Below are 24,997 nucleotides of genomic sequence, written 5' to 3'. Positions count from 1 at the left end.
TAGAGGCTGTTATGAACCGCCCGCCAGTTGAGCGGCCTGTTTGAGCATGAGGCAGACGAAAGCAACGATGTGGAGATCTGCGAGCGTACTGGGATAGCGCTCGTAGTCTTTGACGAGGCGGCGGAAGCGGGTTGCCCAGGCGAAGGAGCGCTCGACCACCCAGCGTCGCGGCAGAAGGACGAAGCCGCGCTTGGCCTCGGGCAGTTTGACGACCTCCAGTTCGATTCCGTGGGTGCGGGCGGCCTTGGCTGGCTTCTCGCCGGTGTAGCCTTGGTCGACATAGGCGAGATCGACGGTGTCCCCTGTGGCAGCCTGCACGGCCTTAGCCAGACGCCCCACCTGGGCGCGGTCGTCGGCATCGGCGGGGGTGACGTGCAGGGCCAGGAGGTGGCCCAGGGTGTCGACGGCCAGATGGACCTTCGAACCCTTCTTGCGCTTGGCGCCATCGTAGCCGGCCCGTTCGCCGCTCTCGGGCGTCGAGCGCAGGGTCCGGCTGTCGAAGATGGCCGCGCTCGGCTCGGGGGATCGCCCGGAGGCCAGACGCAGCAACGCCCGCAGATCGTCGCCCAGTTGCTCGAAGCAGCCTGCCGCCAACCAGCGCTGCGCCTGCTGGTAGACCGCTTCCCAGGGCGGCAGGTCGTTGGGCATCCACCGCCATGGCGCGCCCGTCTTCACGACGTAACGCAGCCCGTTGAACACCTCGCGCAGGCTGTGCTCACGCTGCCCCGCATCCTCCCGCAGCAGCGTCAGATAGGGAGCGACCAGCGCCCATTCTTCATCGGAAACGTCGGACGGGTAGGCTTTGCGTGAAGAGGTCATGCCCCTTCATCTGGAATCAAGCCGTCATAGGTCCATAACAGCCTCTAGCGTCTCCAGCTGAAGCGTGAAAGCAGGCCAATGGCCGCTGAAGGTGCGCCCCCGCGCTTTCGTGTCCGATGGCGATCCTCTAAGTCGCTCCCCGTGCCCCCAACTTCCCGGGGCGACGTGGACAGGGTGCCGATGGACCGCGATCCGATCGCCTTCACCTGGCGGACCGCGCGGCGGGAGCATGCCGCCGCGGTCGGGCTGGCGCTCGGGCTCGGCGGGCCCCTCGCGCTGCTCGCCCTTCTTTGCCTGCGCGATCTCGTCGGGGTCCAGGTGAACGACACCGATTCGACCGGCCCGTTCCTGCGCGTCGCCGCGGCACTGCCCTGGCGTCCCGCCGCCGAGGGGCCCTTCGTGGCCTTGGCCGGCTGGACCCTGCCGCACAGCGAACTCGTGCGCGCGGCCTTCCTCGGGCTTGCGGCGGCGGCCGTCGCCTCGGCCGGTCTCGGCTGGGCCGTCGCCCGCCTGTGCTTCCACGCCCAGGCCCGGACGGTGGCGGCCCTGCAAGGGCGGGTCACCGAGGCGATCCTGCGCGCGCCGCCCGGCGCCCGCGACGAGGCCCGCGCCCTGGCCCAAGCCATGGGCGACCTGCTTGCACGGCTCGACACGCTGTTCGGACTGGCAATCCTGGTCCCGGCGCTGGCGATCGGCAGCGTCGCTCTCGCCCTGGTCCTCGCGGGCCTCGCTGCCCCGCGCCTCGTGCCCACCGTCGCCGCCGGTCTCCTGGCCGCCGGTCTCGCCCGGGCGCTGATCCAGCGGCGCATGCAGGACCGGGCCGCCCTGCGTCTCCGGGCCGGTGGGGCCGCCGGGCGGGCACTGTCCGACCTGATCCGGCGCATGCCGGCGGTGCGTGCCCACGGCGCCGCAGCCTTCGAGCGCGGGCGCCTCGCCGCCAAGGGCGCCAGCACCCGCGACGCCCTCGAAGCCTCGGAATCCGCCCTGGCCTATGCGCGCGCGCCCTCCATGGCGCTGGCGATCCTGCTGCCGGCGATCGTCGTCGCGGTGGCGCTGTGGCGCGGCCATGACGGCACGACGGCCCCGGTGGAGCCCGGGGCGCTGCTGGCCGCCGCCGGCGGCTTCACCCTCGCGGTGGTGGCGCTGACCGTGACCCTCCGGATGGCGAGCCTGCATCGCGCCCTCGCCGGACCGTTCCGTGACGTCGCCGTCGCCGTACCGTCGTTAGAAGGTCGTTCGCCGGCGCGACCCAGCACGATGACGGCCCTGCCCAAGGCCGGCGCCCTGGTTGCACAGGGAGTCGGAGCCTACGATCCCGTCACCGGCGAGCGCCTGGCCGGCGTCGACGCCACCCTGCCGATGCCGGGCCACGTCGCCATCCTGGGCGAGCGCGGCAGCGGCAGCCGGGTCCTCGCCGCGATCCTGGCCGGACAGCTCGAACCCTCCGCCGGCGTGGTCACCTACGGCGGTATCGACCTGCGCGCCTTCGCACCGGAGGAGCGGGCCCGGCGCATCGCCCTGGCCGGCGCGGAGGCGATCCTCATCGAGGGAACCCTGCGCCAGAACCTCCTCTACGGCGCTTCCGGGACCACCGATCCCGACGACCTCATCGCCACCCTGCGGATCACCGGCCTCGATGCCTTCGCCTATGCGCGGGGGCTGGAAGGCACCGTCGATCCGGCTGCCGAGCCGGAGGTCGCCCGCGCCGTGGTGGCTGCCCGGCAGGCGGTCCGCGAGGCGCTTGCCGCCGACAAGGCCGCGCGCCTGGTCGAGCCCTTCGATCCGGCCCGCTACAACCACCAGGCCACGGTGGGCGAGAACATCCTTTTCGGCGAGCCGGTGGGGCCGGCCTTCGCGCCGGACCACATCGCGGCACACCCGTATCTGCGCGCCGTCCTGGAGGCGGAGGGCCTGAGCCGCCCCCTCACGGAGATCGGCCTCCAGGTCGCTCGCAGTCTCGTGGAGATCTTCGCCGACCTGCCCGACGACCATCCGCTCTTCGAGACGTTCTCGCTGTTCCCGGCGGCCGAGCGCGGCTTCTTCGAGGACCTCGTCGGACGCCAGCCCGACGCCAAGGGCTGGCGGCGCGGCCCGGCCGGCCAACGCGACCGGAAACGCCTGATCGGCTTGGCCCTGCGCTACAGCGAGACCCGGCACCGCTTCGGCCTCATCGACGCCGGCTTCGAGGATCGGCTGGTGGATGCCCGCCGTTCGTTCGCGCGGCTGATGCCGGCCCACCTGCGGGGGAGTGTCGAATTCTACGATCCGACCCGTCTCACCGCCGCCGCGAGCCTGGAGGAGAACATTCTGTTCGGCCGCATCAACGGTGAGGAGGCCGGCGCCGAGGCGCGGGTGCGGGCCCTGGTGCGCCGGGTGCTCGCCGATGAGGGCCTGGAGCCGGCCGTCTATCGGCTGGGCCTCGAGAGCCGCGTCGAGCCCGGTCTCGCCGGTGGGGGCGCCAGCCTCGGCGAGAACGCCATCGGTCCGCGCGAGCGCATCGCCATCGACCTCGCCCGCTGCCTCGTGCGCCGGCCGGACATCGTCGTCGTCGCCATCGCCCTGGAAGACCGGAAGGGCGACGAGGTCCGCGCCCGCCTCGCAGCCCTGCGCGCGGCCCGTGTGGGTCGGGGGCTCATCGTCTGCCTGCCGGATGTCGAGGCCCTCGCCGGGGTCGAGCCCTTCGACGCGGTGCTGCGCATCGAGCGCAACACGGTCCTGGCCGGCTGATCGAAGGGGAAGGCCGGTCCGTCGCACGCGTTCCGCGGCATTCCCCTATTGCCGCCCCATTGGGATGCGATAGTCAGGAGCATGTGCATCGTGCACGGGCGTCCGCCCGCCGGCGGACGGATCGCTCTTCAGGACCACGCATGGTCTTCCTGTTCCGGGCTCCGCTCCGCAGCGCGGCGTCGGCTCTTCTCGTCTTCGGGACACCGATCCTGGCCCTCGGCGCCGTGATCGCGGCGTCGCCTGCCTCGGCCGAGCCGTCAAAGGCCTTCGCCCCGATTCCGGCTGCGACCTTGGCGCTGATGCAGGCCCGCGGCACCACTGCCTCGGCTCCGGTGCTGTTCCGATCTTATAAGAAGGAATCGGAAATCGAGGTGTGGAAGCGGGCCGGCAACGGTCGCTTCGTCCACGTGAAAACTTTCCCGATCTGCCGCTGGTCGGGCCAACTCGGCCCCAAGCGCAAGACCGGCGACCGCCAGACGCCGGAAGGGTTCTATACCGTGCCCCAGCGGCAGATGAATCCGAACTCGCGCTACTACCTCTCGTTCGATGTCGGCTACCCCAATGCCTACGATCGGGCTCACGGTTCCACCGGCTCTGCCGTGATGGTGCACGGGGTCTGCTCGTCGATGGGCTGCTTTGCCATGACGGACCAGGTGGTGGGAGAGATCTACGCCATCGCCCGGGAGGCTTTCGCCGGCGGCCAGACCGCCTTCCAGTTCCAATCCTATCCCTTCCGGATGACGGCCCTGAACATGGCCCGCCACCGAACCGACCCGAACATCGATTTCTGGCGCCAGCTCAAGGAGGGCGCCGATCGGTTCGAGGCTGTCGGCGAGGAGCCGGCCGTCGGTGTGGTCGCCGGGCGCTACACCTTCGCGCCGGCGAAGGATCCGACCAAGGAGGCGCAGGTCGTCGCCTACCACCGGGCGGAGGAGGCGCGCATCGCCACCCTGGTGGAGGACGGGAGTGCCGCCGTGCGCACCACCTATTCCGACGGGGCGCAGCACCCGTTCTGGGCGGCGCTCGCGGCCAAGGGTGCTCCCCTCGGCGATGTGAGCCGGCCCGAGGCCCTCGCCTATGCGGGCCAGGAGGTGGTCGTCATCGCGGCCCGGCCACGTCCGGTCCACGTGGCCGAGGCTGTCTGGTCGCGCTGGATCGCACCGGGTTCGCTCCTGTCGCGGACGCGGATGCCAGGCTTCGTTCCCTCCTATGAGCGCGCGGCGCCGCTATTCGCGCCGATCGCCACGGCCACCCTCGGAACCCCGGCCTATCCGGTCGCCTGGCCGAGCCTGGTCCGGTTCAGCCTGTCGGGCGATCTCTCGTCGCCCGCGATCGCTTCGGCCCGGGGCCCCGTCGACGTCCTGGCGCAAAGGTGAACCGGGCTGGTGGCCGGGTCGACACAGTGCGCCGACGAAACTCTGCGCCGCCTGCATCCCTGCCCGGCCATGTGCGGGCTCGCACATCGGGGTCGGGGGCGGCTTACTACCTCAGAGCAGTTCCACTTCGATCCCGGCACACGCCTATCGCCGACCAGCGAGGATCGGATCGCGCCGGTGCGACGAAGGGCACCCGATCTGCGTTGGGATCGGGGCACATGGTAATCGAACGATGACCTTCTCCTCCCGTCCCTTCGCGGATGACGGCCTCACCCTCACCTTCTGGGGTGTGCGCGGTTCGACGCCCGTCAGCGGCCCGGATTACACCGAGTTCGGCGGCAGCACGCCCTGTCTCGAGATCCGGTGCGGCGAGCGCCTGTTCCTGCTCGATGCGGGCTCGGGGCTGAATGCCTGCGGGCGCCATCACCGCGATGCGATGCCCAAGGAGATCGATCTCCTCTTCAGCCATCTGCACCTCGACCACACCGCCGGGCTGCCCTTCTTCAAACCTGTGGTGCTCGACCCGGAGCGCACGCTCAACACCTATTGCGGCAACCTCGACGGGGAGAGCGCGGCGGGCGCCCTCGACCGGCTGTTCTCGCCGCCGCTGTTCCCTGTCACGCTCGACATCGTTCCGTGCCGGCTGGCCCATCACGGCTTCAAGGCCGGCGAGCGGCTGACCTTCCCGGACGGCGCCGCCGTCGACACGATCCTCCTCAACCATCCGCAGGGGTCGGTGGGTTATCGCTTCGAGCATGCGGGCCGGCGGCTCTGCGTGATCAGCGACATCGAGCACAGCGATCCGTGGCCGGACACGGCCTTGATGGACTTCGTGCGGGACGCCGACCTCGTGGTCTATGACGGCATGTTCACCGAGGGCGAATACCCGGTCTGCCGGGGTTGGGGCCACTCGACCTGGCAGAAGGGCGTGGAACTGGCGCAAGCCGCCGGGGTGAAGGCGCTCGCCATCATTCACCTCCACCCCTGCCACACCGACGCGATGCTGCGCAGCGTCGAGGCCGACATGCAGGCGGAGATGCCCACCGCTTTCATCGCCCGCGAGCGACAGACCGTGGCCGTGGGCGAGCCGGTGCGGTGCGCGCCTACGCTGGCGCTGGCGCGCACCGCCTGAGGCACGAGGTCCCTCACCCGACAGAAGCCCTCACCCGAGAGGAAAGGGAGCTCCCTTCGCTCAGGCCGCTTCCTCGCGCCCGACGCGGCTGTGGCGCCGGCTCCAGGCGAAGTAGATGACGAGACCGATGGCGAGCCACACGAGCAGGCGCAGCCAAGTCTCCCCGTCCAGCGAAACCATCATGGCGAAGCAGCTGACGATGCCGAGGATCGGTACCAGGGGCACCAGGGGCGTGCGGTAGTCGCGCCGGGCATCCGGCTGGGTCCGGCGCAGGATGATGACGCCGACGCAGACGAGAATGAACGCCAGCAGCGTGCCGATGCTCGTCATGTGGCCGAGCTGGGAGATCGGCAGGAAGCCGCCCAGCGCGCTGGTGAACACCATGAAGAACAGGTTCGAGCGGTAGGGCGTCTTCCAAGTCGGATGGATCTTGGAAAAGAAGCCCGGCAGAAGCCGGTCCTGGCTCATGGAGTAGAAGACCCGGCTCTGGCCCAGCAGCAGCACCAGGATCACGGTGGAGAAGCCCGCGATCACCCCGAGGGTCACGAGGCTGCGCAGCCACGGGAACGGCGTCTGGGCGATGGCGGTGTTCACCGGGGCGGCGTCGCCCTTCATCTGGTCGTAGTGCACGAGGCCGGTGAGCACGCCCGCGAAGGCGATGTAGATCACCGTGCAGATGGCCAGCGACCCGAGGATGCCGATCATCATGTTGCGCTGGGGGTTCTTGGCCTCCTGCGCCGCCGTCGAGACCGCATCGAAGCCCACATAGGCGAAGAACACGACGCCGGCGCCGCGCATGATTCCGCTCCAGCCGTACTCGCCGAAGGTGCCGGTGTTCTCGGGGATGAACGGAACGTAGTTTTGCGCCTTGATGTAGAACAGGCCGACCCCGACCACGACCGCCACAACGGCGAGCTTGATCATCACCACGACGGCGTTGACCCGGGCGGACTCGCGGATGCCGATCATCAGGAGTGCCGAGGCCGCCACGATGATGAGGATCGCCGGCAGGTTGACGAGGCCATGCGCCATCGTGCCGTCGGCGAGCTTGTAGGTCTCGAAGGGCGAGTTCACGAGGCTAGGCGGCAGGTTGATCCCGAGAGAGTCGCGCAGGAACCGGGTGACGTAGCTCGACCAGCTCACCGAGACGGTGGCGGCGCCCACGGCGTATTCGAGCACGAGGTCCCAGCCGATGATCCAGGCCACGAATTCACCCATGGTCGCGTAGGCGTAGGTGTAGGCCGAGCCCGCCACCGGGATCATGCCGGCGAGTTCGCTGTAGCACATGCCCGCGAAGGCGCAGGCGATGGAGGCGATGGCGAAGGAGATTACCACCGCGGGTCCCGCGTGCTCGGCCGCCGCGATGCCGGTCAGCGAGAACAGGCCGGCGCCGATCACGGCGCCGATGCCGAGCGCGATGAGGCTCCAGGGACCGAGGGTGCGCGCGAGCTTGTGCTCGCCGCCCTCCGCGTCGCTGTTCAGCCGTTCCAGCGATTTCGTGCGCGTGAGGTCGCCCGCGAGGCCTGCCGCCATGGGTTGATCCTATCCTGGTCTGGAGCGGGTGGCCCGCCCGGTGTTGCGCGCGGTCCCGGAAGGCGATGGCAAGGGAGTCATCTGAGCGAGGCGCGATCTTGGAGTTTGCCCGATGCAGTGGCAAACGGTGAATGACGACACGAGCAGGTTTCGGGCCGCGACCCCGTCACGGACGCGTGATCGCCGCCTCGGCCGCTGCTGCGTCCGCGCCGTCGATCAGCGGGCGGAGTATCGCCCGCGCCCGAGCGGTGGTGGCCGGCCCGGCCGTGCCCGGCGTTCCGGCCTCGAAGGGGGGCGCCGGGGCATATTCGGCCACGAGCTGGCTCGTGCGGGCCGCCTCGGATCCGGCGAGGCGCGCCGAGAGCGCCAGGGCGAAATCGATCCCCGCCGAGATGCCCGCCGCCGTAACGCGGTTGCGGTCGAAGACCACGCGCTCATCCACCGGAATGGCACCGAGGCGCGGCAGCACCCGGTCGCGCACGCACCAGTGCGAGGTGGCGCGGTAGCCCCGCAGCAGACCGGCCGCTCCGAGGATCAGCGAGCCGGTGCAGACGCTGGTGACCCAGCCGGCGCGGGCCGCTCGGTCGCGTAGGAAGGCGAGGGTGCCGGGATCGCGCATCTGTGAGGGCGTGCCGTCGCCCCCCGGCACGAACAGCACATCGAGGTCGCGCGGGCAGGTCTCGAAGCTTTCGTCGGCGACAACCGCCAGACCGGTATCCGAGAGGACCGGCCCGGCCACCCGCGCCACGAGGTGCAGCCCGCCCCCGGCGATCCCGGAGAGCAGAGCCTGCGGACCGACGAGGTCCAGCGCGGTCATACCCGGATAGAGCAGCATCGCGATGTGCAGCGGCCGGACCGACGACGGCGATCCGTCAGAAGTTCCCGCCGCGCGCGAGCCGGCGGCCAGCGCCGCGGCGCCCGCAAGTCCTGTCGCGGCGACCGCACGGCGGGTCGGGCCGGGTGGTCGGGTCACGCGGTCGGCCTGGCCTCGAAGGACTCGATCGCCTTGATGAGAGTCGTCGCTCGGTAAGGCTTGGTGAAGAACACGCTGCCCTCGATCAGGCGAGGCGGCGTCTGCGAGAAACCCGTGGCGTAGATGACCGGCAGGTCGGGGCGCAGGGTCCGCGCGGCCTCGGCGAGCTGCCATCCGTCCATGAGGCCGGGCAGCCGGATGTCGGTGAACAGGATGTCGACGGAGGCCTCTGCCTTCAGGATGTTGATGGCGATCTCGGCGGTGGCGGCCTGGAAGACCACGAAGCCGGCATCCTCCAGATCGGCGGTTATGACCTCGAGCAGCAGCGACTCGTCTTCCACCATCAGGATTCGTGATTTGGGAGACCTGCTCATCGTCGTGGCGTTCCGTCAGGCGTAGCCGAGGCGTGGCGCGCGACCGGTGGGTGTCGCCTCTCCACCCGAACCCGAATGAGAAGACGATAACTCGGTTCGGTCACGTGGCAAGTAGATCCAAACTGTCGTGCCTCGCCCGGGTTCGCTTTTGATCGCCACATGTCCGTCGGACTGCTTGGCAAATCCGAAAACCTGGCTCAGGCCGAGGCCGGTGCCCTCGCCCACCGCCTTGGTGGTGAAGAACGGCTCGAAGGCCCGGTCGAGGATCTCCGGGGCCATGCCCCGGCCGCTGTCCTCGACCGCGATGGCGACGTGGTCGACACCCTGCAGGGCGGGGATCATCCGGGCCTCGGCGGCCGGGACGTTGCGGGTGCGGATCACGGCTCGGCCGCCTTCCTGGATCGCGTCGCGGGCATTGACCGCGAGGTTCAACAGGGCGTTCTCCAACTGGTTGGCATCGACACAGACCGGCCAGACCTGGGCGGAAAGGACCAGCTCGGGGGGCTCCACCGTACCGAGTGCCCCGCGTAGGAGCTCCGCCAGATCGCGGATCAGTCCGTTGGGGTCGACCCGCGTCGGCTGCAGCGGCTGACGCCGGGCGAAGGCGAGCATCTTCTGGACAAGGGCCGCCGCTCGCTCCGCGGCCGTCAGTGCCCCGCGCAGGGAGCGCCGCGCACCGCTCTCGGCGGGCAGGAAGCGCTCGATCCGATCGAGGTTGCTGATGACGACGCCGAGCAGGTTGTTGAAGTCGTGGGCGACGCCTCCGGTGAGGGACCCGATGGCGTCCATCTTCTGGCTCTGGCGCAGCATATCCTCGGCCCTGTCGCGCTCGGCATAGGCCTCGTGCAGGGCAGCGAGCGCCTCGTCGCGCTCGCGCACGCGGGCCAGCAGCTCGGCGTTCGCGGAGCGCAGCTGTGCGGGCGAGGGCAGGGCCAGGGCCCTGGGCAGCAGAACCCAGAGCAGGATCGCGGTCACGATCGAAGCTGCGGCCGTGACCGCCTTGACCGCCGCCTCGGCCGCGTAGTCCGGAACCCAAAGGGTCCAGATCTCGAAGACGTGGGTGGTGCCGCAGGCGAGAATGAACAGGGCGAAGGCCCAGAACATCCACCCGAAGGCGAGGTCACGCCGCCGGGTCACGAAGACGCCGAGGGCGACCGGGATGGTGAAGTAGGCGAGGGCGATGATCGCGTCCGAAACCACATGGGTCCAGATCAGCTCCGGCCGCCAGAGCAGGCAGATCCCATGGGGCGCCAGACTGGTGCGGTCGAGGAAGCCGTTCAGGATCTCGAGCATGCGGGGTCTCGAAGGGTCATGGGTTCGGTCGCTCCGGACAAAGCTCACGCGGCGGGAACGATACAGGGATACCCATAGTCTGAAGTGCGACCGTCGTCTTCGACAAAAGCGCTCGCAACTGTGAGGATTTTCCAGTCCAATGCTGTGACGGACGCCGATATAGTGTCGCCATGCACGCTGATGGCTGCCCGGTGCTCGGACTTTCGAAGGGGCGTACGTGCTCGACCGTCTGCGAACTCGCGGAGCCGAACGACATTTCCGCCTTCCGGAAAGATCTCGCCGGAAAGATCTCGCCGGGAAGGTCCGGAATTCGCCGACGATCGTGTTCCGGACGGTAGGATCGTCCGGTACCCGGCCGGGCTATTCGACTACGACCTTGTAGGTCTGGCCTGTCCGCAGAATGGCGCCGCGCTCCAAGCCGTTCAGCACGAGGAAGCGCTCCACCGGCTTGTCGGGAACGACCATGCGCTGCGCCAGGGTCTCGACGGTCTCGCCGGCGCCGGCCGTCACCACGACGAGGTGCAGCGGACGCAGGGTCCGGGCCTCGGCCGGATCGATCGCGGACAGGCTCTCGGTCCAGCGCCGGAAGGCGCCGTCCGGGTCGGTGCCACCCTTGGCCGCCATGATCATCCGGAAGGTGGTCTCGCCGACCCGGATCACCGCGAGGCGGAAGGTCCAGTCCTTGCCGCGGGACAGGGCCGTGGCCGCCGGGTAACCGGCGACCATCCGGTTCTCCAGGGAGCCGGGTTCGACGACGTCGTTCCAGGTCGCCTTCAGCACCTCGTCGAGGCCCTGGCCCGGATTACTCTCGACCTGGTCGAAGAGCAGGCGCCGGCTGCCTTCTCCGGTGGTGCCGAGGACCGCGTTGCGGGTGTTCTCGATCGAGAAGCCTTCCGGCACCTCGAAGGCGATGCCGAGGGCAGGATGGAGGAACTTGCGCCCGCGCACGACGCCATCGCCCGGATTGTCGCCGTAGGCGATGCCGTCGATGGCTGCGAGGTAGCGCGCACGCTCATCGACACCCAGGCCCGGCGCGCCGATGAGGCGCGCGGCGCGGGTCACCAGCGTGATGCGCTCGGTGGTGCCCGGATGGGTCGCCAGCATGTCGGGCTCACCGGCCATGCCGGTACCGGTCTTCAGGGCCGTGGTCCGGTTGAGCGCCGTGAGGAAGCGCCCGGCGCCGAAGGGATCGTAGCCGGCCCGCGCCAGGGTGCGCACGCCGATGCTGTCGGCCTCGAGTTCCTGGTCGCGCGAGAACCGCGCCAGGGCGAATTTCGACTGACTCTGGAGTTGGGCGCCTGTCACGGGATCGTTGAGTACGTCGGCCACGACCTTGCTCACCAGCTGCGAGCGCAGCGCCAGCTCGGTTCGCGCGGTGGCATGGCGCAGGGTGACGTGGGCGATCTCGTGGGCGAGCACCGCCGCGACCTCGGAGGTGTCGCTCGCCAGCGCCAGCAGGCCGCGGGTCACGTAGAGCCGGCCGCTCGGCAGCGCGAAGGCGTTGATCACGGGCGAGTCGAGCAGGGTGACGGCATAGGTCTCCTCCGGCCGCTCCGTCGCCTTGACGAGGCGGTCGGTCACGTCGCTGACGAGCCGGAGCGTCGCCGGGGATCGGTACTCTCCGCCGAAGGACGCGACCAGCTTGGCGTGATCGGCATCGGAGGCCGTGCGCTCGCGTCCCGTGGTGCGCGGAGCCTCGCGGGGCACGGCCAGCGCCGCCTTCTGCACGACGGCGCCGGTCTGGTCGCCGATGCAGCCCGAGAGCAGCAGGCCGAGGAGCGGCCAGGCGGCAGCGTGAACGCCGCGCCGGGGCCGGCCAGCAGGCGGAGGGGCGGCCGTCGCGCGCATCGTGGGGCGGAGGATCGAACCCATACCGTTCAGCGCCGCTGCGCCTGCTCCCCGTCCAGTACTTCGATCATGTCGGCACTCGCGATGTCGAGGGTCGGGCCGCGCCAAGCCTCTAGCACCCCCCGGACCCGGACCTGCCGCCCACGCAGGGAGGCCGCACTCAAACCACGTTCCTGCAAGGTGCGCCAAGTGCGATTCGACACGGTCACCGTGAGCCCGTCCTCGCCCCGGCGCGCGAAGTCGAGATAGGTGCGGCGCGAGCGCTCCCCGACCCACAGCACGGGACCCTGGGCCACGACGAAGCGGCCGAGACTGTTCCGGAGGGCAGCCCCGTCCCGTACGTCCGGGCCGGCCCGGCGCCAGAGGCCGCTGCCGCTCCGTCGCGCTCCGGCCTCGACCGCGAGGAGGGCCGGTCGACACAAGGTGTCCCGTTCTCCCGCATCGACCGCGACGAGGCCGAGCGCCACCAGCCCGGCCGCGAGGTCGGGCGCCGCCTCCGCGGCGGGCTCGATCTCCACCGCATCGACATGGGACCGGCCCCACCGATCGATCTCGCCTCGGGCGACCAGGGTCAGGGGGCGTCCGCTTCTGGCGAGAAGCCAGGCATGGGCCTCGGCCGCGATCTCCGGGGCATCCGTCCAGCGGACGCCGTCGAGCACTGCCCTGGCGCCCGAGGCCATAATCAACTCGCCCCGCGGACCGAGGCCGGCGAGACGGTCCTCCCGCGCCGGCGCCGCCAAGCATTCGGGCGCGGCCGCGCTGGCCGGTCCCCGCAGCCCCCCGCAGACGCCTAGGATGACGCCGAGGAGCCAAACCCCTCGGATGAAGGGCGATCGTCGCCATGCGATCGTCACGAAACCAAGCCCCCGCCCGATGCTGCGAATCCCTCGCCATTGTCGTCCCGTACGGGATGGAGACAAGGAAGGGGACGGGATCGGAGGTCGGTTCACGCCGCATTGCGGCAAGATGGCCACAGCAGAACGCGGGCCACGGGCGAACGGAGCCTCGAGAAACGGGCGCTGCCGACCGACGCTTCGGAATGTCCCCGCCCGGTTGGCGGCTCCGGGCGATGATGCTAGGAACGCCCTCGGTGAGTCTCCGTAGCTCAGCTGGACAGAGCACAGGTTTCCTAGATCACAATTGGGCGTCGCGAGGGGAAACCACGCGGCGGATCCGCTCAAATTCGGGGAACGCTCAACGTTCGCTTCTGGCGTGCGCAGCCAATCCCGAGCCAAGCCCGGCCCCCGCTCCCACGGGCACCGGGACGGTGTAGAGACTAGACGGGCGGCACCTAAGGGCCTCGGCGACGGGGCCTATGGTGGAGGGATAGTCCAGACCACGAACGCGCACCCCTTTGGGAACGCGGCGGCGGAAGCCGAAGTGGGATGAAACCTGGGGTCGCAGGTTCGAGACCTGCCGGGGACGCCACCACACCTCAAGCCCTTGTCCGGGCTGGCACGCGGCCAATGCTTTTCGCTTCCGCGCGGTCGGTCAGGCGATCCGGCCGCACGGTCGAGCCAGCCTCGCGTCGTCTTTCGTCCCGGAGAAGGGGCGACTCGGACTCCTGAACAAGTCCTGCGAAGTTGTATGCGCTGACGACGTCGGCCAGGCGAGCGCGGAGCCGCGCGCGGCCATCGTAGTGGCAACGCTTGACCGTCGCGTCCCTGATCGTGCGGTTCGACCGACCGGCCCGGAAAGCCATCGTGTCGGACGGACCTCCCGTGCCGGTCGCGGAGGCCGGGCCTGCCGATTCCGTACCGAGCCCGACCGACCAGGGCTGTCGCGCTCAGAACGCACCCTTGCCGGCCGCTGGGCTCCCGGGCATCAGGTCGAATTTCTCCGAGCCTGGATCGACGAACAGGGGATCGGCGTAGCTCTCGCCGGGACCGAGGGTCATGGACCAGTTGTTGTACAGATGCGTGGCCTTGTCTTGTAGGTGGAAGATGTTACCGGCGTGGTAGCTACCTTCGCGCTTGAACACGCTGTCGCCCGAGTTCAGGCTGACGATGTTGTCCGCGATGCTGAAGGCATCCGGCACCGGATCCGCGTCGAGATAGAAGATGCCCATCGCCTTGGAGCCCGCCTTCGTCGCCACGATGGTATTGCGCCGGACGGACACTCGGGCGAAGCCGACGGCGAACTGACCCCCGCCGTTGTGCGGGTTGAGGAAGGGCTTGTCGCGCAGGTTGAGCCCGACATTGAAGGCGATGTCGACGTTCTGGATGACGTCGCCCTTCCGTCCGCCCAATTCCATGAAGCCGACGCTGTCCGCGCACCAGTTGTGATGGACTCGGAGTTCTGAGACGGATCCGAACAATTCGATGCAGCCTCCGTCCTCGCCGTAATCGTCGCTCGGAGCCGCGTTGCGGAAGAATCGGTTGCGGGCGACCTCGTGCCCGGTTCCTGCCACCAGGACCCCGTTGGCGCCGTAATCGTCGTCGGGCTGGACCGATTTCGGCGTCACTTTCACCATCGTGAGGTCGTGGATGACGTTGTCGAGCACGCGACCCTGGCTGCCGAGCAGCCCGACGCCGATGCCGACGCGGGTGATCTCGCTGTTCTGCACGGTCACGCCGACGGTGCCCTTCGGTGCCGCCACGCCGTACCGGTTCGTGTCGGTGATGAGCAGCCCGTCGATGACCGTGTGCGACCCGACGGTCAGGGCGTCGGCGTAGGCTGCGGCGGCGCCGATGATGCGGGGTCGCGGCCCCTTCCCCGACTGCCGCACGACGATGGGTTCATCTGCCGAGCCGACGGCTCGCATGACCACCGGACCGTTGATGACAGTACCGGCCGGGATCAGGATCGTCGTTCCGACGGGATAGGCCTCGGCGAGACCTGGGGCGTCCGTGACGGTGACGGTGCTGCCGGACTGCGCCGGCCCAGGTAGACATGCGAGCAGAACGGCCATGGGACCGGCCACGAGGACGGTTCTGCTCATCATTGCCGTTCACGATCCTCGATCTCGGGCACTGTCGGTAGCGCTTGAAGGTCCGGAGGCCGTCCGGGTCCGCTTCGCGTGAGGACAAGAGGGGTCTGTTGAGCGCCAAGCGAGCAATACGACCTTGATTGAGCGACGGCCAGCTGCACCCTCGGGGCAAGGTTAGGCGGATGGTTGCCTGACTTTTCGGCCGACGGATCATGGATCGGCGACGCATCGCTCGGTTACGAAGCAGGCGCATCTTTTCAGGACATGGACCGGCATCCGAGCCCATCGGTAAGACAGGCAAAATATCGGCCGCGCGTGATGATCGTTTCCGCAACAGCTTTCCTATCTGCATAAGAAGCCCGGACAACTGAGATCCAGCGCGTTCCACCAAAGGGTGAGGCAGGGCATTTCATGAAAGTGAGCAGTTCAGTGCGGGTCGGGTCTTTCCTCGACCCCTTCGCCAAGCATCTCCCTCGCAAAGACAGCTATCGATCCAGATTCATGAAACAATAATTTTGATGCGAAACTATAAATCTACATTTCAATAGCAGATTGTTTTCTAATTTACCAGTGTGGTGTTTAGAAAATTCATATCGAAATATTTGTGAACGTCTTTTCGGATTGCGGTGAGGTGAGGAAGTGAGGTTCACGAAGACGCGACGGGCTGATTCGCCGATCGCTCTGGAAGGAGGAGCGACGGATGAGACGATCCTTCGGCCAGGATCTGCCCGAGCGGGTAGTGGAAGTCACGGCAACGACCCTGCGCCGGCCGGCGGCGGCGCGGTTTGGGATCGCAGTCGCCACCGGGATCGCGCAAAGCCCGATCACCCATCCATGAATGTGGTGTTCGCGCGCCGCCTGACACGTGGCCGTGACAGCCCAGATTTGTTGTCACCAGAACGCTGAAGGATCTTGCCCGGGGCTGCCCTTTGATTCTTGCGCAATGGGTGCCAGGAATGCATCATATTGCGTAGCCGCGCCGTCAGCGCGCGGAATAGGGAAGTCCAAGTCGCCGCTATGCTTGCCTACGTCAACATCTATATCGGCTGCTTGGCTCTCTTCCTGGAGTTGAGCGTGCGCGCGCCGGTCTGGCGGGACTAACCTCGTCCGTTCGAAAGCGCGACGAACGCACCTCACCACCCGACGCGACCGATGGCGGGAAGCTTGAGGGCCGGGCGCCGGACGTCGAGGCCCGCGACGGCACCGAGGAGATTCACCTCCAGGCCTTCGACCCAGCCCACGGTCAGCCCGAAATAGCCGCCGAGGTTCAGGCGGAATCCGGTCCGCGACGGCGTCAGGCCGACCCAGCGCCCGTCATAGGGGAAGTCCTTGCCGATCGCGGTCGCGGGCAGGCTTGCCGACATCTCCGGCACTGCACTCATCACGGCCGCCACGAAGGTATTGGAGTTCGGGCCTGGCCAGACCGTGTAGTCGCCGGCCTGCGCGTAGCGGTAGGTCCGAATCGTCTCTCGGATGCGCGGGATCATCGCTTCCGCTGCCGGCCCGTCGGCCGCCACGACGGTCTCGGGCACGCTCCCGAACCAGCGCCCGTCGGGCACGAAGCGATCGATCCAGATCGGCTGGCCCCAGGCCGTGTAGTCGAAGCGCTGATAGGCGGAGTCACCCGCCTCCTTCACGACGATCCAGCTATGGGTGGCGATGATGCCGCGCCAACTCACCGTCCGAGCTGAGAAGATCCGGACGATCGCCTTCGGGTGGGTCGCGGCCGGGGGCAACAGACCGGTGCTCGAACGGTCGGCGGCGCGCCAATCCCCGCGGGGCTGACTGGCGTAGAGGGCGGCCGAGATCGCGATGGGTGCGAGGTAGACCAGGACGAAGGCGAGGGCAGCGATCTTGAGCAAGGCATTTCCGGACGGCGGGAGGACCGGACCGATATGGGAAGTCTGACCGCCGGACGGGAGAGCCGGCGCCGCGCGCTCAGCGGCCGGTTCGGCTCCGGGTCCGATCCGGATGTCGCGTCGGAGCCGTCCGCCGACGACAAGAGAGCTTCCTTAACCAATCCGGGGTTATTCCGGGCACGTTTCGTCCTCCGATAAACTGACGGTCCTGCCCGATGAGCCACCACTCGGAAACGCTCGTGATCGGGGCGGGACCCGCCGGCCTGACCGCCGCCTATCTCCTGGCGAAGGCCGGGCGCTCGGTGACCGTCCTGGAGAAGGATCCAGTCCAGGTCGGTGGCATCAGCCGCACGGTGGCGCATAACGGTTATCTGTTCGACATCGGAGGCCACCGCTTCTTCTCGAAATCGAAGGCCGTGGTCGATCTCTGGGACGAGCTTCTTCCGGACGACTTCATCGAGCGGCCGCGCCTGTCGCGGATCTTCTACAAGGGCAAGTACTACGCCTATCCGCTGAAGGCCTTCGAGGCGCTGCGCAACCTCGGGCTCCTGGAGAGCACCGCCTGCGTCGCTTCCTACTTGTATGCCCGCGCCCGGCCCATCGCGGAGCCGAAGAGCTTCCACGAATGGGTCCGCAACCGCTTCGGCGAACGCTTGTTCTCGATCTTCTTCAAGACCTACACGGAGAAGGTCTGGGGCATGTCCTGCGATGCCATCTCGGCGGACTGGGCGGCCCAGCGCATCAACGGCCTCGATCTCGGTGCCGCGATCCGCGATGCGCTGGTGCGCTCCCTCGGGCTGCGCAAGGCACCGCGCGCCGGCGAGCCCGTGATCAAGACGCTGATCGAATCCTTCCGCTATCCGCGCAAGGGGCCGGGCATGATGTGGGAGGCGGCTGCCGCGAAGGTGGTGGCCCGGGGTGGAACGCTGCGCCTCGACCGAAGCGTCGACGGCCTGCACTTCGAGGCCCGGACCGGGCTCTGGACCGTTACGGCCCGGAGTGCCGACGGCACCCGCGAGACCTTCACGGCGCGCAACGTCATCTCCTCTGCGCCTCTGCGCGAACTCGTCGGGTCGATTTCGCCCGCTCCGATCAGCACCTTCCAGGCCCGCTCCCTGCAGTACCGCGACTTCCTCACCGTGGCGCTGATCGCCCGCTCGGACCACAACTTTCCCGACAACTGGATCTACATCCACGATCCGTCGGTGCAGGTCGGGCGCGTGCAGAACTTCCGCTCCTGGTCGCCCGAGATGGTGCCCGATCCGGCGCATACCTGCCTCGGCCTGGAGTACTTCTGCTTCGAGGGCGACGGGCTCTGGGCACAGTCCGATGCCGACCTCATCGCCCTCGCCAAGCGCGAGATCGGCCAGATCGGTCTGATCCGCTCCGAGGACGTGGTCGATGCCTGCGTCGTGCGCCAGCCCAAGGCCTATCCGGTCTACGACGAGGACTACAAGACACACGTCGCCACCATCCGGCGGGACCTCGAACACGCCTATCCGAGCCTGCACCTCGTCGGGCGCAACGGCATGCACAAGTACAACAACCAGGACCACGCGATGATGACCGCGATGCTCACGGTGGAGAACATCCTCGCCGGAGAGCGCCGCTACGATCCGTGGTGCGTGAACGAGGACGCGGAATACACCGAGGCGGGCGTCTCCGGCGCGCAGGACGCGCTGTCCAGCGAGCGCCTGGTGCCGCGCCGGGCGGCCTGACCGCGGTGGCGGCGGTGGTGACCTCCGACCCGACCGTGGCCGTCGTCGATCGCGTCCCCCAGGCCGGAGATGCTTTCCCGCGCTGGCGCTCGAGTCTGTCCCGCTCCGCCTGGCCCATCCTCGGCGCTGTGGGTCTCTATCTGCTGCTGCATCCCTACGAAGGAATAGACGGTGATGCCCGCATCTATGTCGGGCGGGCCCTCGCCGACCTCGACCCGGACGGGGTCGGACGCGACCTCATGTTCACGCATGACGGGCAGTCGCGCTTCAGCTTGTTCCCCCTCGTGCTGCGGGGAGTGGTGGCGGCGCTCGGCCCCGGTCCGGCGGCCTTGGCCGTCAGCCTCGTCGGGCTGATCGCCTGGTTCTGCGCCGCCTCGGTCCTCGCTGGCACCCTCGGGGCCGGCCGGCGGTGCTGGATCGTCCTCGTCGCCTTGGTGGTCCTGCCGGCTTCGTATGGCCATCCCGGCGTTTTCCGGATCGGCGAGGCGCTGGCGACGCCGCGGACCCTGGCGGAGGCGGCGATACTTACCGGCCTCGCGGCGAGCCTCGCGGGCCGTCGGGTCCTGGCGGCGGCGTTCGTGGGTCTCGGCGGGCTCATCCATCCGATCATGGGCCTGGCGGGCCTGGCCGTGCTCGTCATCGCGCTGGTGGCCGAGAATCGGCGCTGGCTGCTGGTCCTGATCCCCACGCTCGCCGCGGTCCTGGTCGCCGCCCGCCTCGGGGTGCCGCTGTTCGCGCGCCTGCTGCAGCCCGTCGACCCTGAGTTCCTGGGCATCCTGCGCCAGCGCTGCGCCGACCTGTTCCCCGTGCTCTGGCCGAGCCAGGCCTGGGGACCGCCCGTCGTCCAGGCCGCGTCGATCCTCGTCGCCGCCACTCTGGTGCCGACCCGGGCACGGCGAATCCTGCTGGCCGCACTCCTCGCCGGGGCCTTCGGCGTCGCCGCCACCGCGGTGTTCGAGGAGCAGTGGTCGTCGCTTCTCGTGATCCAGGTCCAGCCCTGGCGCTTCCTCTGGGTCACGTCCGTCCTGGGGGCGGCCGCCTTCGGCCTCTGCGTCGCGATCCTCTCGCGCGGGACGGCGGGAGACCGGGTCACTCTCGCTCTCCTGGGACTGGCCTGGGTGTACGCCACCGACCTCCTCATCGGGGGCGCCGCCGGCCTCCTCGCCGTCGGGATCCACGCGGCGGTCCGCCGGGCTCGGCTGGCACCCTCGCGCGCCCTGATGCTGGCGACCCTGAGCGTGGTCGGCCTGCTCGTCGCCAGCCGCCTCGTCATCGAGACGCTCGCCTTCGCATTCCTCCTCGGCGACCTGCCCAAGGGCGCCCATCCGGGTCTCAGCCTGATCCGGAACTTTCCGATCGTTCCGCCGCTCGCCTTCACCGCCGGCCTCGCCTGGATCGCCGCAGGGCGGATCCGGGCTGCGATCCCGGTCCTGGTCCTGGGGCTCGTCCTGGTCCTGGGGCTCGTCCTGGCCCTCGTCGGTCTCTGGGACGAGCGCTCCCCGGCCTTCCGGCGGATCGAGCACCGTACCCTTCTACCCGGTCTCGCTGCCGCCATCGCGAGCCGGCCGGGCGAGGTGCTCTGGCTCGACGGCCGGGCCGAGACGTGGCTGGCGCTCGGCCGCCCGAGCTGGATCACCAATCTGCAGGGCGCCAGCATCGTGTTCTCGCGCCCCCTGGCGATGCTGTGGTCCGAGCGGATCGCCCGGCTGATCGCCCTGGGCCTCGCCACGGAGGCGCAGCGCACGCCGTTTGCCCCGCCGGTCCCGCTTCGGGCCGACGATCTGCCGGCCGGCGGCGTCGCGACCCTGTGCGCGGCCCCGGACGCGCCCGCCTGGATCGTGGCGCCCCTCGGCGAGGGACGGCCGGTGCCGGCGGGGGCGCGCGTGTTTCCCCTCGCGGACCCGCTCGTGACACCGATGGCCACCGTCGACGGTCTGACCTGGCACCGCGTGACCGCCTACGGCCTGCTGGCCTGCCGCCCCTGACGCTGCGGCTCAGTGGCTGCGGAGGAGCACGAGGACCGCCAGCGCCGCGATGGGAACGACGAGGCAGCCGAACGAGAACGCGGCGACGCCGAAAGCGCCCGCGAGGGCGCCGACGGCGAAGGCCAGCACCGCCGGCAGCATCCGGCGCATCCGTCCCTTCGCCGGATCATCGGGCGTCACGGCGCCCCGCGCCCAGTCAACGAGGTCAATGACCGCCTGGGTGACGTTGACCGTCATCACCGTGGTGGCCGCCAGATGGGCGAGGCCGAGCCGGCCGATGGCGTTCTGGACTCCCATCGCGCCGACGCCGAGCATGCCGACAGTCACGGCTGCCGCGCCGTCAGGCGAGCCCAGCGGCGAGAGGGCGAGACCGGCGGCACAGAAGGCGGCGAGCAGTGCGATCTCGAGCCCGAGGAGCCAGCGCAGGGGCGCCATGCCCCGGCGCTCGAGAGCCAGGGCGATGAGACGGGTCGCCGCGACCGCGGCCACGAAGGCCGGCAGGGCGAGCAGCTTGGCGACCACGCCGGTCGAGGTCGAGACGAGCTCTGCGCCCAGCAGGACGAAGTTGCCGGTCACGTGTGCGGTGAACAGGCCCGCCAGGGCGATGAACGCCGCCGCATCGACGAAGCCCGCCACGAAGGCGAGTCCGATTCCGGCGAGAAGGTCGGTGTCGAGGCGCGGGCTGCGGGGTCTGCGGGAGGAGAAGAATATCCGTGCCATCCGTGCGTCCGCTGGGGCTCCGGGCAAATTCGAACCGGCTCGGCGCCTGACATAGGCCGCACGTTCTGGCCGAACACACCACGGAACGGAAGCATCCGGACGCGAGAACGCCGTCGGATCTTCATGTTACGCGGGCGCGACTCCTCCGCCGACGGCAAGAAACCTTGCGAAGGCTGTGCGAGCCCCTGAACCGCCGGCGGGGCCGTTCGTTGTGTCGACATGACGGACGCCCCAACCGACGCCTCCACAGCCGCCTCCCGAATCGCGGACGCGCGCCACCGCGAACTCGCGACCGAGCACCTTCTGTTCGGGACGATCCGCTTCCTGGCCCAGGAACATCCGGACCTGCTCGACACCCTGGAGGCCAGCGTCGGCCACCTCTGGGACAAGGCCGACGACGATTCCCGGGACGACGAGGCCGTCCGAGAGGTGGCGCGCCGCTTCCTCAAGAGCCTGCGGGCGGAGCGCTGATCGCGCACCGCAGGCACGATCCGAACTTTCGCGCGGAAGCGCCGTTCTCAGCGAGACAGGAGGCCATCATGTCGAATGAACCGGTGAAGTCGAGATCGATCCTACGCACCACGCTGGCCGCATCCCTCGCACTGGGCCTGTGCGGCAGCGCTCTGGCTCGTGGTGGCGGCAGCAGCGGCGGCGATGGTCTGTCACCCTACGCCGCCTTGAGCGGAAACGACCGCTCGGCCGGGGTGAACAACGGCAATTATCGCGACCCCGCCCTCGACCCCTATCTCGGCGCCTACGAAGGCCGTTACGACCGACCGGTGCGCGAGCGCTATCGCCCGAGCCGGCGTCCCTATTACGGCACGCCTTATTGACCGGTGCAGGCCGGTGATGGCGGGCGGCTCGAGGCGGCACCGCCGCCGCACTTCGCCCGCCCCGGTGCATTTGGACGGGGCCGTCCTGCCAGGCATGGAATGCTGACGGGATGAGCATCGGCAGTCCCGGAAATCTCCTGCTTCGTTCCCTGCCCGAGGCCGAACGGGTGCAACTGGTCCCGGAGTTCAACCGGATCGAGGTTCGGAAGGGCGAACGCCTCGTCGCTGCGGGCGATCGCGCCGAGTTTGCCTATTTCCCGGAAGGCGGCCTCTCCTCGAACCTGACCACCGCCAACGGGACGCGCCGGCTCGAGGTCGGATGCTTCGGCTACGAGGCGATGATCAGCACCGCGACCATCCTCGGCTCGGAGCGCATGCCCCACGAGATCCTGGTTCAGGTCGGTGGACCCTGGCTGCGGATCGAGGCGTCCCGCCTGCGCTCCGCCTTCGAGGACCTGCCGGGATTGCGGCGGGTGTTGCTGCACTTCGCCCACGTCTTCATCATGACCCTGAGCCAGACGGCCCTGTCGAACGGCGTCTGTTCCATCGAGGCGCGCTTGGCGCGCTGGCTCCTCATGGCCCAGGATCGCCTCGGCAGCGACCAACTCGCCCTGACCCACGACTTCCTCGGCCTGATGCTGGGGACACAGCGCCCGGGCGTTACGCTGGCGATTCAGGCGCTGGAGGGAATGGGCATGATCCGAGCCCGGCGGGGCCTGATCACCGTGCTGGACCGACCCCGCCTCATCGCGCATGCGGGCGACAGCTATGGGCCGGCCGAAGCGGAATACGAGCGGCTCATTGGCCCGTTCCGGATGTGCAGCGCCGCGACGCCCGGGTCGTAGATCGGCGCCAGGTCCCACCGCGGCGGCCATGGGGCTCGCCGCGGGAAACCTCCGGCAGCCCGGCGTTCGGCGGCGCGACCGACCCCGGGGCCGGGAACTTGCGTTCTCTCTGCGACGGCCGCGACCCGGTCGCCAGGAGGACACCATGGAAACCGGTACCCTGCCGCCTTCGGCCTTCGATATGCCCGCCATCCTCCTGTCGGGGACAGTCGACCAGGATATGTACCGCGACTTTCGTCGACAGCTCGATGCGATCGGCGACCGGGACCTCGTGGTGGTCGAATTGACGACCCTGGGCGGCGATCCCGAAGTCGCCCGGATGATGGGTGAGGACATCCGCTTCAAGACCGGAATCCAGACGGATCGCCGGTTCGTCTTCCTCGGCAAGGCCGCGATCTACTCGGCCGGCACCACTTTCATGAGCTTCTTCGCCCGGTCGAACCGCTACCTGACCCGAGGCACGCGGCTGATGGTCCATGAGCGCAAGCTCGACAAGAAGGTGATCCTCAACGGCCCCCTGACGACCTGCATCGCTTCCCTGAAGGCCGCCTTGCACGAGATCGAATGCTCCATCGAGATCCAGAACGAGGGCTTCGCGAACCTCGTCCACGGCTCGCAGGTCACCCTGGACGAGGTGCTGCGACGGGCCCCCGAGAACTGGTACATCGAGGCCGGCGAGGCTCAGGCGCTCGGACTGATCGAGGAGATCCTCTGAGGCCGGTGCGCGGCCGATCAAGCTGAGCCGTCGAGGAGGGCGGAATCCGGTGCGGCCTCCTCGGTGCGGTCCGGGAGCCCGGCCGTTCCCGGGCGCACAGCCTGCCGGCTCAGCGCCCGCTCGCCGGCTTCGAGTCCGCACTTCTCCACGTGCACCACACGGTTGACGACCTGAAGGTTCGGCGCGCCCCAGAAACCCAGGAGCGTCGGCCAGGGCTCGCCGCGATGCTCGCGCCAGACGCGATAGAGGGGCACTCGGTGATCGACCTCGGCGGTCCGGAACAGGCGCTTGCCGGAGGCGGCACAGCGGTGGCGCTGATGCGCCTTCAGCACCTTCACTTGGTCGCTGGGCGCCACCCAAAGCTTCCAGGCGGCGACACAGGCCGCGTGCCAGCGTGCGTTCTTGTTCGCGACGCCGGAACCCCATAGGTCCCGGTGCCAGCCGAACCGATAGACGGGCTGTCCGCAGATGCAGCAATGGCCTTTGCCGCGGTCATGGGCCGGTTCCCGGAAGGGTGAGGGCGGCATCCGGAACGTGGCGGCGAGGCCGGAGCCCTTCTCCGTGCCAAGCCGCCAGGACCAGTTCTCGGGGTTTCCGGAGCGCACGGCGAGTGCCCGCGCCAGCTGGTCCGCGCGCAGGAGATGCGCGCGCCAGTAGCTCTCCACCGCGAGGCGCGGGGTCGGGGGGATCAGCGGACGCGACAGGGCATGCCGCAGGACGGGCGCCGGGAAGATGGCCGGCAGCGCGCGGTCTAGGCGGGCGCGCGCTGCGACGTTTCGCTCGGCCCTCCACTCGGAGGCGGCGCTCACGCCTGAACGAGGCTGTCGTCGGAGGGCGCGGCCGCCGACGGCGCCGGACGTCCAGCCACGGCATCCGCAAGCCGGTGCAGCCGACGGCCAAGATCGACCACCTCGTTCAACGCGATCGACTTCTCGCCGTTCTTCACGGCTCGCGTGATGTCGCTGAGTTGTAGCTTGGAGATACGAAGCAACTCGGCGGCAAGCTGATCTCTGGTCATCGGGCGCATCGCGGAACGAGGTGGGGGGCGGGTTCGCGAGATCTAGGGCGTAACGGTTACCGAGGCGTTGCCGCCGCCGGCCGGTTCCCTCGGCCGAGCTGCCATCGCCATCACGGATCGCTTCGTTCCCGATGGACCCAGCCTGTCCGGCTCTGATCGCGCGGACATGTTTTGACGTTTCGTCACGACTGAAAGCAAGCGAAACCGACGCGACCGGTTCACGACCCGACGAGCGACGAAGCGCGGCTCCTTCGTCTGACGTACCGGGACGTGAAGCGACGCCGATATGGAAAAGTGCCT

General features: G+C 69.1%; 22 protein-coding genes and 1 pseudogene. 10 read left to right on the top strand and 13 right to left on the bottom strand.

Going from position 1 to position 24,997, the window contains the following annotated elements; all coding sequences use genetic code 11:
* Positions 1–9: 9 nt before the first annotated feature.
* The gene (locus ACLBWX_RS13325; RefSeq protein WP_447676942.1) at positions 10–819 is read right to left on the bottom strand and encodes an IS5 family transposase; all 810 of its coding nucleotides are present in this window, start codon (positions 817–819) and stop codon (positions 10–12) included.
* A gap of 180 nt (positions 820–999) precedes the next feature.
* Between ACLBWX_RS13325 and ACLBWX_RS13320 the strand changes: the two genes are divergently transcribed.
* From ACLBWX_RS13320 to ACLBWX_RS13310, 3 genes are all read left to right on the top strand, one after another.
* Positions 1,000–3,546: an ABC transporter ATP-binding protein gene (locus ACLBWX_RS13320; RefSeq protein WP_447677537.1), complete on the top strand. Its 2,547-nt coding sequence runs from the start codon at positions 1,000–1,002 to the stop codon at positions 3,544–3,546.
* Positions 3,547–3,686: 140 nt separating this feature from the next.
* Complete coding sequence (locus tag ACLBWX_RS13315; protein ID WP_447677536.1) at positions 3,687–4,922, top strand: L,D-transpeptidase family protein; 1,236 nt, start codon at positions 3,687–3,689, stop codon at positions 4,920–4,922.
* Positions 4,923–5,154: 232 nt separating this feature from the next.
* A complete protein-coding gene (locus ACLBWX_RS13310) occupies positions 5,155–6,054 on the top strand; it encodes an MBL fold metallo-hydrolase (protein ID WP_447677535.1) in 900 nt (299 codons plus the stop codon).
* Positions 6,055–6,114: 60 nt separating this feature from the next.
* Here the strand turns inward: ACLBWX_RS13310 and ACLBWX_RS13305 are convergent, their stop codons facing one another.
* The 8 genes and pseudogenes from ACLBWX_RS13305 to ACLBWX_RS13270 all read right to left on the bottom strand — a co-directional run bounded on the left by ACLBWX_RS13305 (position 6,115) and on the right by ACLBWX_RS13270 (position 15,019).
* Positions 6,115–7,587 (bottom strand): amino acid permease, encoded by a 1,473-nt coding sequence (locus ACLBWX_RS13305; RefSeq protein ID WP_447677534.1) that lies wholly within the window; start codon positions 7,585–7,587, stop codon positions 6,115–6,117.
* Positions 7,588–7,753: 166 nt separating this feature from the next.
* Entirely contained in the window at positions 7,754–8,422 is a 669-nt protein-coding gene (locus tag ACLBWX_RS13300; protein ID WP_447677533.1) for a DJ-1/PfpI family protein, read from the bottom strand.
* 134 nt (positions 8,423–8,556) lie between these two features.
* Complete coding sequence (locus tag ACLBWX_RS13295) at positions 8,557–8,904, bottom strand: response regulator (protein WP_447677532.1); 348 nt, start codon at positions 8,902–8,904, stop codon at positions 8,557–8,559.
* A gap of 45 nt (positions 8,905–8,949) precedes the next feature.
* Complete coding sequence (locus ACLBWX_RS13290) at positions 8,950–10,227, bottom strand: sensor histidine kinase (protein WP_447677531.1); 1,278 nt, start codon at positions 10,225–10,227, stop codon at positions 8,950–8,952.
* A gap of 360 nt (positions 10,228–10,587) precedes the next feature.
* A complete protein-coding gene (locus ACLBWX_RS13285; RefSeq protein WP_447677530.1) occupies positions 10,588–12,099 on the bottom strand; it encodes a M48 family metalloprotease in 1,512 nt (503 codons plus the stop codon).
* 5 nt (positions 12,100–12,104) lie between these two features.
* Positions 12,105–12,755 (bottom strand): DNA-binding protein, encoded by a 651-nt coding sequence (locus tag ACLBWX_RS13280; protein WP_447677529.1) that lies wholly within the window; start codon positions 12,753–12,755, stop codon positions 12,105–12,107.
* A gap of 896 nt (positions 12,756–13,651) precedes the next feature.
* A pseudogene (locus ACLBWX_RS13275) lies at positions 13,652–13,759 on the bottom strand (IS481 family transposase); the annotation flags it as partial.
* A 102-nt stretch (positions 13,760–13,861) separates the two neighbouring features.
* Positions 13,862–15,019, bottom strand: coding sequence for a hypothetical protein (locus ACLBWX_RS13270; RefSeq protein WP_447677528.1), 1,158 nt, complete (start codon positions 15,017–15,019; stop codon positions 13,862–13,864).
* 685 nt (positions 15,020–15,704) lie between these two features.
* Between ACLBWX_RS13270 and ACLBWX_RS13265 the strand changes: the two genes are divergently transcribed.
* Positions 15,705–15,842 (top strand): hypothetical protein, encoded by a 138-nt coding sequence (locus tag ACLBWX_RS13265; RefSeq protein WP_447677527.1) that lies wholly within the window; start codon positions 15,705–15,707, stop codon positions 15,840–15,842.
* Positions 15,843–16,137: 295 nt separating this feature from the next.
* On the opposite strand, the gene ACLBWX_RS13260 is transcribed toward ACLBWX_RS13265, so the two are convergent.
* Positions 16,138–16,857 (bottom strand): DUF3750 domain-containing protein, encoded by a 720-nt coding sequence (locus ACLBWX_RS13260; RefSeq protein ID WP_447677540.1) that lies wholly within the window; start codon positions 16,855–16,857, stop codon positions 16,138–16,140.
* A gap of 221 nt (positions 16,858–17,078) precedes the next feature.
* On the opposite strand from ACLBWX_RS13260, the gene ACLBWX_RS13255 reads away from it, so the two are divergent.
* Together ACLBWX_RS13255 and ACLBWX_RS13250 are read left to right on the top strand one after the other, a co-directional pair.
* A complete protein-coding gene (locus ACLBWX_RS13255) occupies positions 17,079–18,581 on the top strand; it encodes an NAD(P)/FAD-dependent oxidoreductase (RefSeq protein ID WP_447677526.1) in 1,503 nt (500 codons plus the stop codon).
* Between the two features lie 17 nt (positions 18,582–18,598).
* Entirely contained in the window at positions 18,599–20,566 is a 1,968-nt protein-coding gene (locus ACLBWX_RS13250) for a hypothetical protein (RefSeq protein ID WP_447677525.1), read from the top strand.
* Positions 20,567–20,575: 9 nt separating this feature from the next.
* On the opposite strand, the gene ACLBWX_RS13245 is transcribed toward ACLBWX_RS13250, so the two are convergent.
* Positions 20,576–21,286: a YoaK family protein gene (locus tag ACLBWX_RS13245; RefSeq protein ID WP_447677524.1), complete on the bottom strand. Its 711-nt coding sequence runs from the start codon at positions 21,284–21,286 to the stop codon at positions 20,576–20,578.
* A 219-nt stretch (positions 21,287–21,505) separates the two neighbouring features.
* Between ACLBWX_RS13245 and ACLBWX_RS13240 the strand changes: the two genes are divergently transcribed.
* The 4 genes from ACLBWX_RS13240 to ACLBWX_RS13225 all read left to right on the top strand — a co-directional run bounded on the left by ACLBWX_RS13240 (position 21,506) and on the right by ACLBWX_RS13225 (position 23,679).
* Positions 21,506–21,757: a hypothetical protein gene (locus ACLBWX_RS13240; protein ID WP_447677523.1), complete on the top strand. Its 252-nt coding sequence runs from the start codon at positions 21,506–21,508 to the stop codon at positions 21,755–21,757.
* 68 nt (positions 21,758–21,825) lie between these two features.
* On the top strand, positions 21,826–22,119 hold the full coding sequence (locus ACLBWX_RS13235; RefSeq protein WP_447677522.1) for a hypothetical protein: 294 nt from the start codon (positions 21,826–21,828) through the stop codon (positions 22,117–22,119).
* A gap of 110 nt (positions 22,120–22,229) precedes the next feature.
* A complete protein-coding gene (locus ACLBWX_RS13230; protein ID WP_447677521.1) occupies positions 22,230–22,964 on the top strand; it encodes a Crp/Fnr family transcriptional regulator in 735 nt (244 codons plus the stop codon).
* A 145-nt stretch (positions 22,965–23,109) separates the two neighbouring features.
* Positions 23,110–23,679: a peptidase S14 gene (locus ACLBWX_RS13225; RefSeq protein ID WP_447677520.1), complete on the top strand. Its 570-nt coding sequence runs from the start codon at positions 23,110–23,112 to the stop codon at positions 23,677–23,679.
* A gap of 17 nt (positions 23,680–23,696) precedes the next feature.
* Here the strand turns inward: ACLBWX_RS13225 and ACLBWX_RS13220 are convergent, their stop codons facing one another.
* Both ACLBWX_RS13220 and ACLBWX_RS13215 read right to left on the bottom strand, forming a co-directional pair.
* Entirely contained in the window at positions 23,697–24,488 is a 792-nt protein-coding gene (locus ACLBWX_RS13220) for a hypothetical protein (protein WP_447677519.1), read from the bottom strand.
* Complete coding sequence (locus ACLBWX_RS13215) at positions 24,485–24,697, bottom strand: hypothetical protein (RefSeq protein WP_447677518.1); 213 nt, start codon at positions 24,695–24,697, stop codon at positions 24,485–24,487. Before ACLBWX_RS13215 ends, ACLBWX_RS13220 begins: the two co-directional genes overlap by 4 nt.
* Positions 24,698–24,997: the final 300 nt, after the last annotated feature.

The sequence above is a fragment of the Methylobacterium sp. M6A4_1b genome (assembly GCF_053345175.1).
Note: the sequence above shows the minus strand (reverse complement) of the source record. Positions and strands in the feature narration are given on the sequence as shown.

Excerpts from the sequence above, each read along its gene's own strand:
- ACLBWX_RS13325 (WP_447676942.1), bottom strand. The coding sequence starts at position 819 with ATGACCTCTTCACGCAAAGCCTACCCGTCCGACGTTTCCGATGAAGAA.
- ACLBWX_RS13320 (WP_447677537.1), top strand. The coding sequence starts at position 1,000 with ATGGACCGCGATCCGATCGCCTTCACCTGGCGGACCGCGCGGCGGGAG.
- ACLBWX_RS13315 (WP_447677536.1), top strand. The coding sequence starts at position 3,687 with ATGGTCTTCCTGTTCCGGGCTCCGCTCCGCAGCGCGGCGTCGGCTCTT.
- ACLBWX_RS13310 (WP_447677535.1), top strand. The coding sequence starts at position 5,155 with ATGACCTTCTCCTCCCGTCCCTTCGCGGATGACGGCCTCACCCTCACC.
- ACLBWX_RS13305 (WP_447677534.1), bottom strand. The coding sequence starts at position 7,587 with ATGGCGGCAGGCCTCGCGGGCGACCTCACGCGCACGAAATCGCTGGAA.
- ACLBWX_RS13300 (WP_447677533.1), bottom strand. The coding sequence starts at position 8,422 with ATGCTGCTCTATCCGGGTATGACCGCGCTGGACCTCGTCGGTCCGCAG.
- ACLBWX_RS13295 (WP_447677532.1), bottom strand. The coding sequence starts at position 8,904 with ATGGTGGAAGACGAGTCGCTGCTGCTCGAGGTCATAACCGCCGATCTG.
- ACLBWX_RS13290 (WP_447677531.1), bottom strand. The coding sequence starts at position 10,227 with ATGCTCGAGATCCTGAACGGCTTCCTCGACCGCACCAGTCTGGCGCCC.
- ACLBWX_RS13285 (WP_447677530.1), bottom strand. The coding sequence starts at position 12,099 with ATGGGTTCGATCCTCCGCCCCACGATGCGCGCGACGGCCGCCCCTCCG.
- ACLBWX_RS13280 (WP_447677529.1), bottom strand. The coding sequence starts at position 12,755 with ATGGCCTCGGGCGCCAGGGCAGTGCTCGACGGCGTCCGCTGGACGGAT.
- ACLBWX_RS13270 (WP_447677528.1), bottom strand. The coding sequence starts at position 15,019 with ATGATGAGCAGAACCGTCCTCGTGGCCGGTCCCATGGCCGTTCTGCTC.
- ACLBWX_RS13265 (WP_447677527.1), top strand. The coding sequence starts at position 15,705 with ATGAGACGATCCTTCGGCCAGGATCTGCCCGAGCGGGTAGTGGAAGTC.
- ACLBWX_RS13255 (WP_447677526.1), top strand. The coding sequence starts at position 17,079 with ATGAGCCACCACTCGGAAACGCTCGTGATCGGGGCGGGACCCGCCGGC.
- ACLBWX_RS13245 (WP_447677524.1), bottom strand. The coding sequence starts at position 21,286 with ATGGCACGGATATTCTTCTCCTCCCGCAGACCCCGCAGCCCGCGCCTC.
- ACLBWX_RS13240 (WP_447677523.1), top strand. The coding sequence starts at position 21,506 with ATGACGGACGCCCCAACCGACGCCTCCACAGCCGCCTCCCGAATCGCG.
- ACLBWX_RS13235 (WP_447677522.1), top strand. The coding sequence starts at position 21,826 with ATGTCGAATGAACCGGTGAAGTCGAGATCGATCCTACGCACCACGCTG.
- ACLBWX_RS13230 (WP_447677521.1), top strand. The coding sequence starts at position 22,230 with ATGAGCATCGGCAGTCCCGGAAATCTCCTGCTTCGTTCCCTGCCCGAG.
- ACLBWX_RS13225 (WP_447677520.1), top strand. The coding sequence starts at position 23,110 with ATGGAAACCGGTACCCTGCCGCCTTCGGCCTTCGATATGCCCGCCATC.
- ACLBWX_RS13215 (WP_447677518.1), bottom strand. The coding sequence starts at position 24,697 with ATGACCAGAGATCAGCTTGCCGCCGAGTTGCTTCGTATCTCCAAGCTA.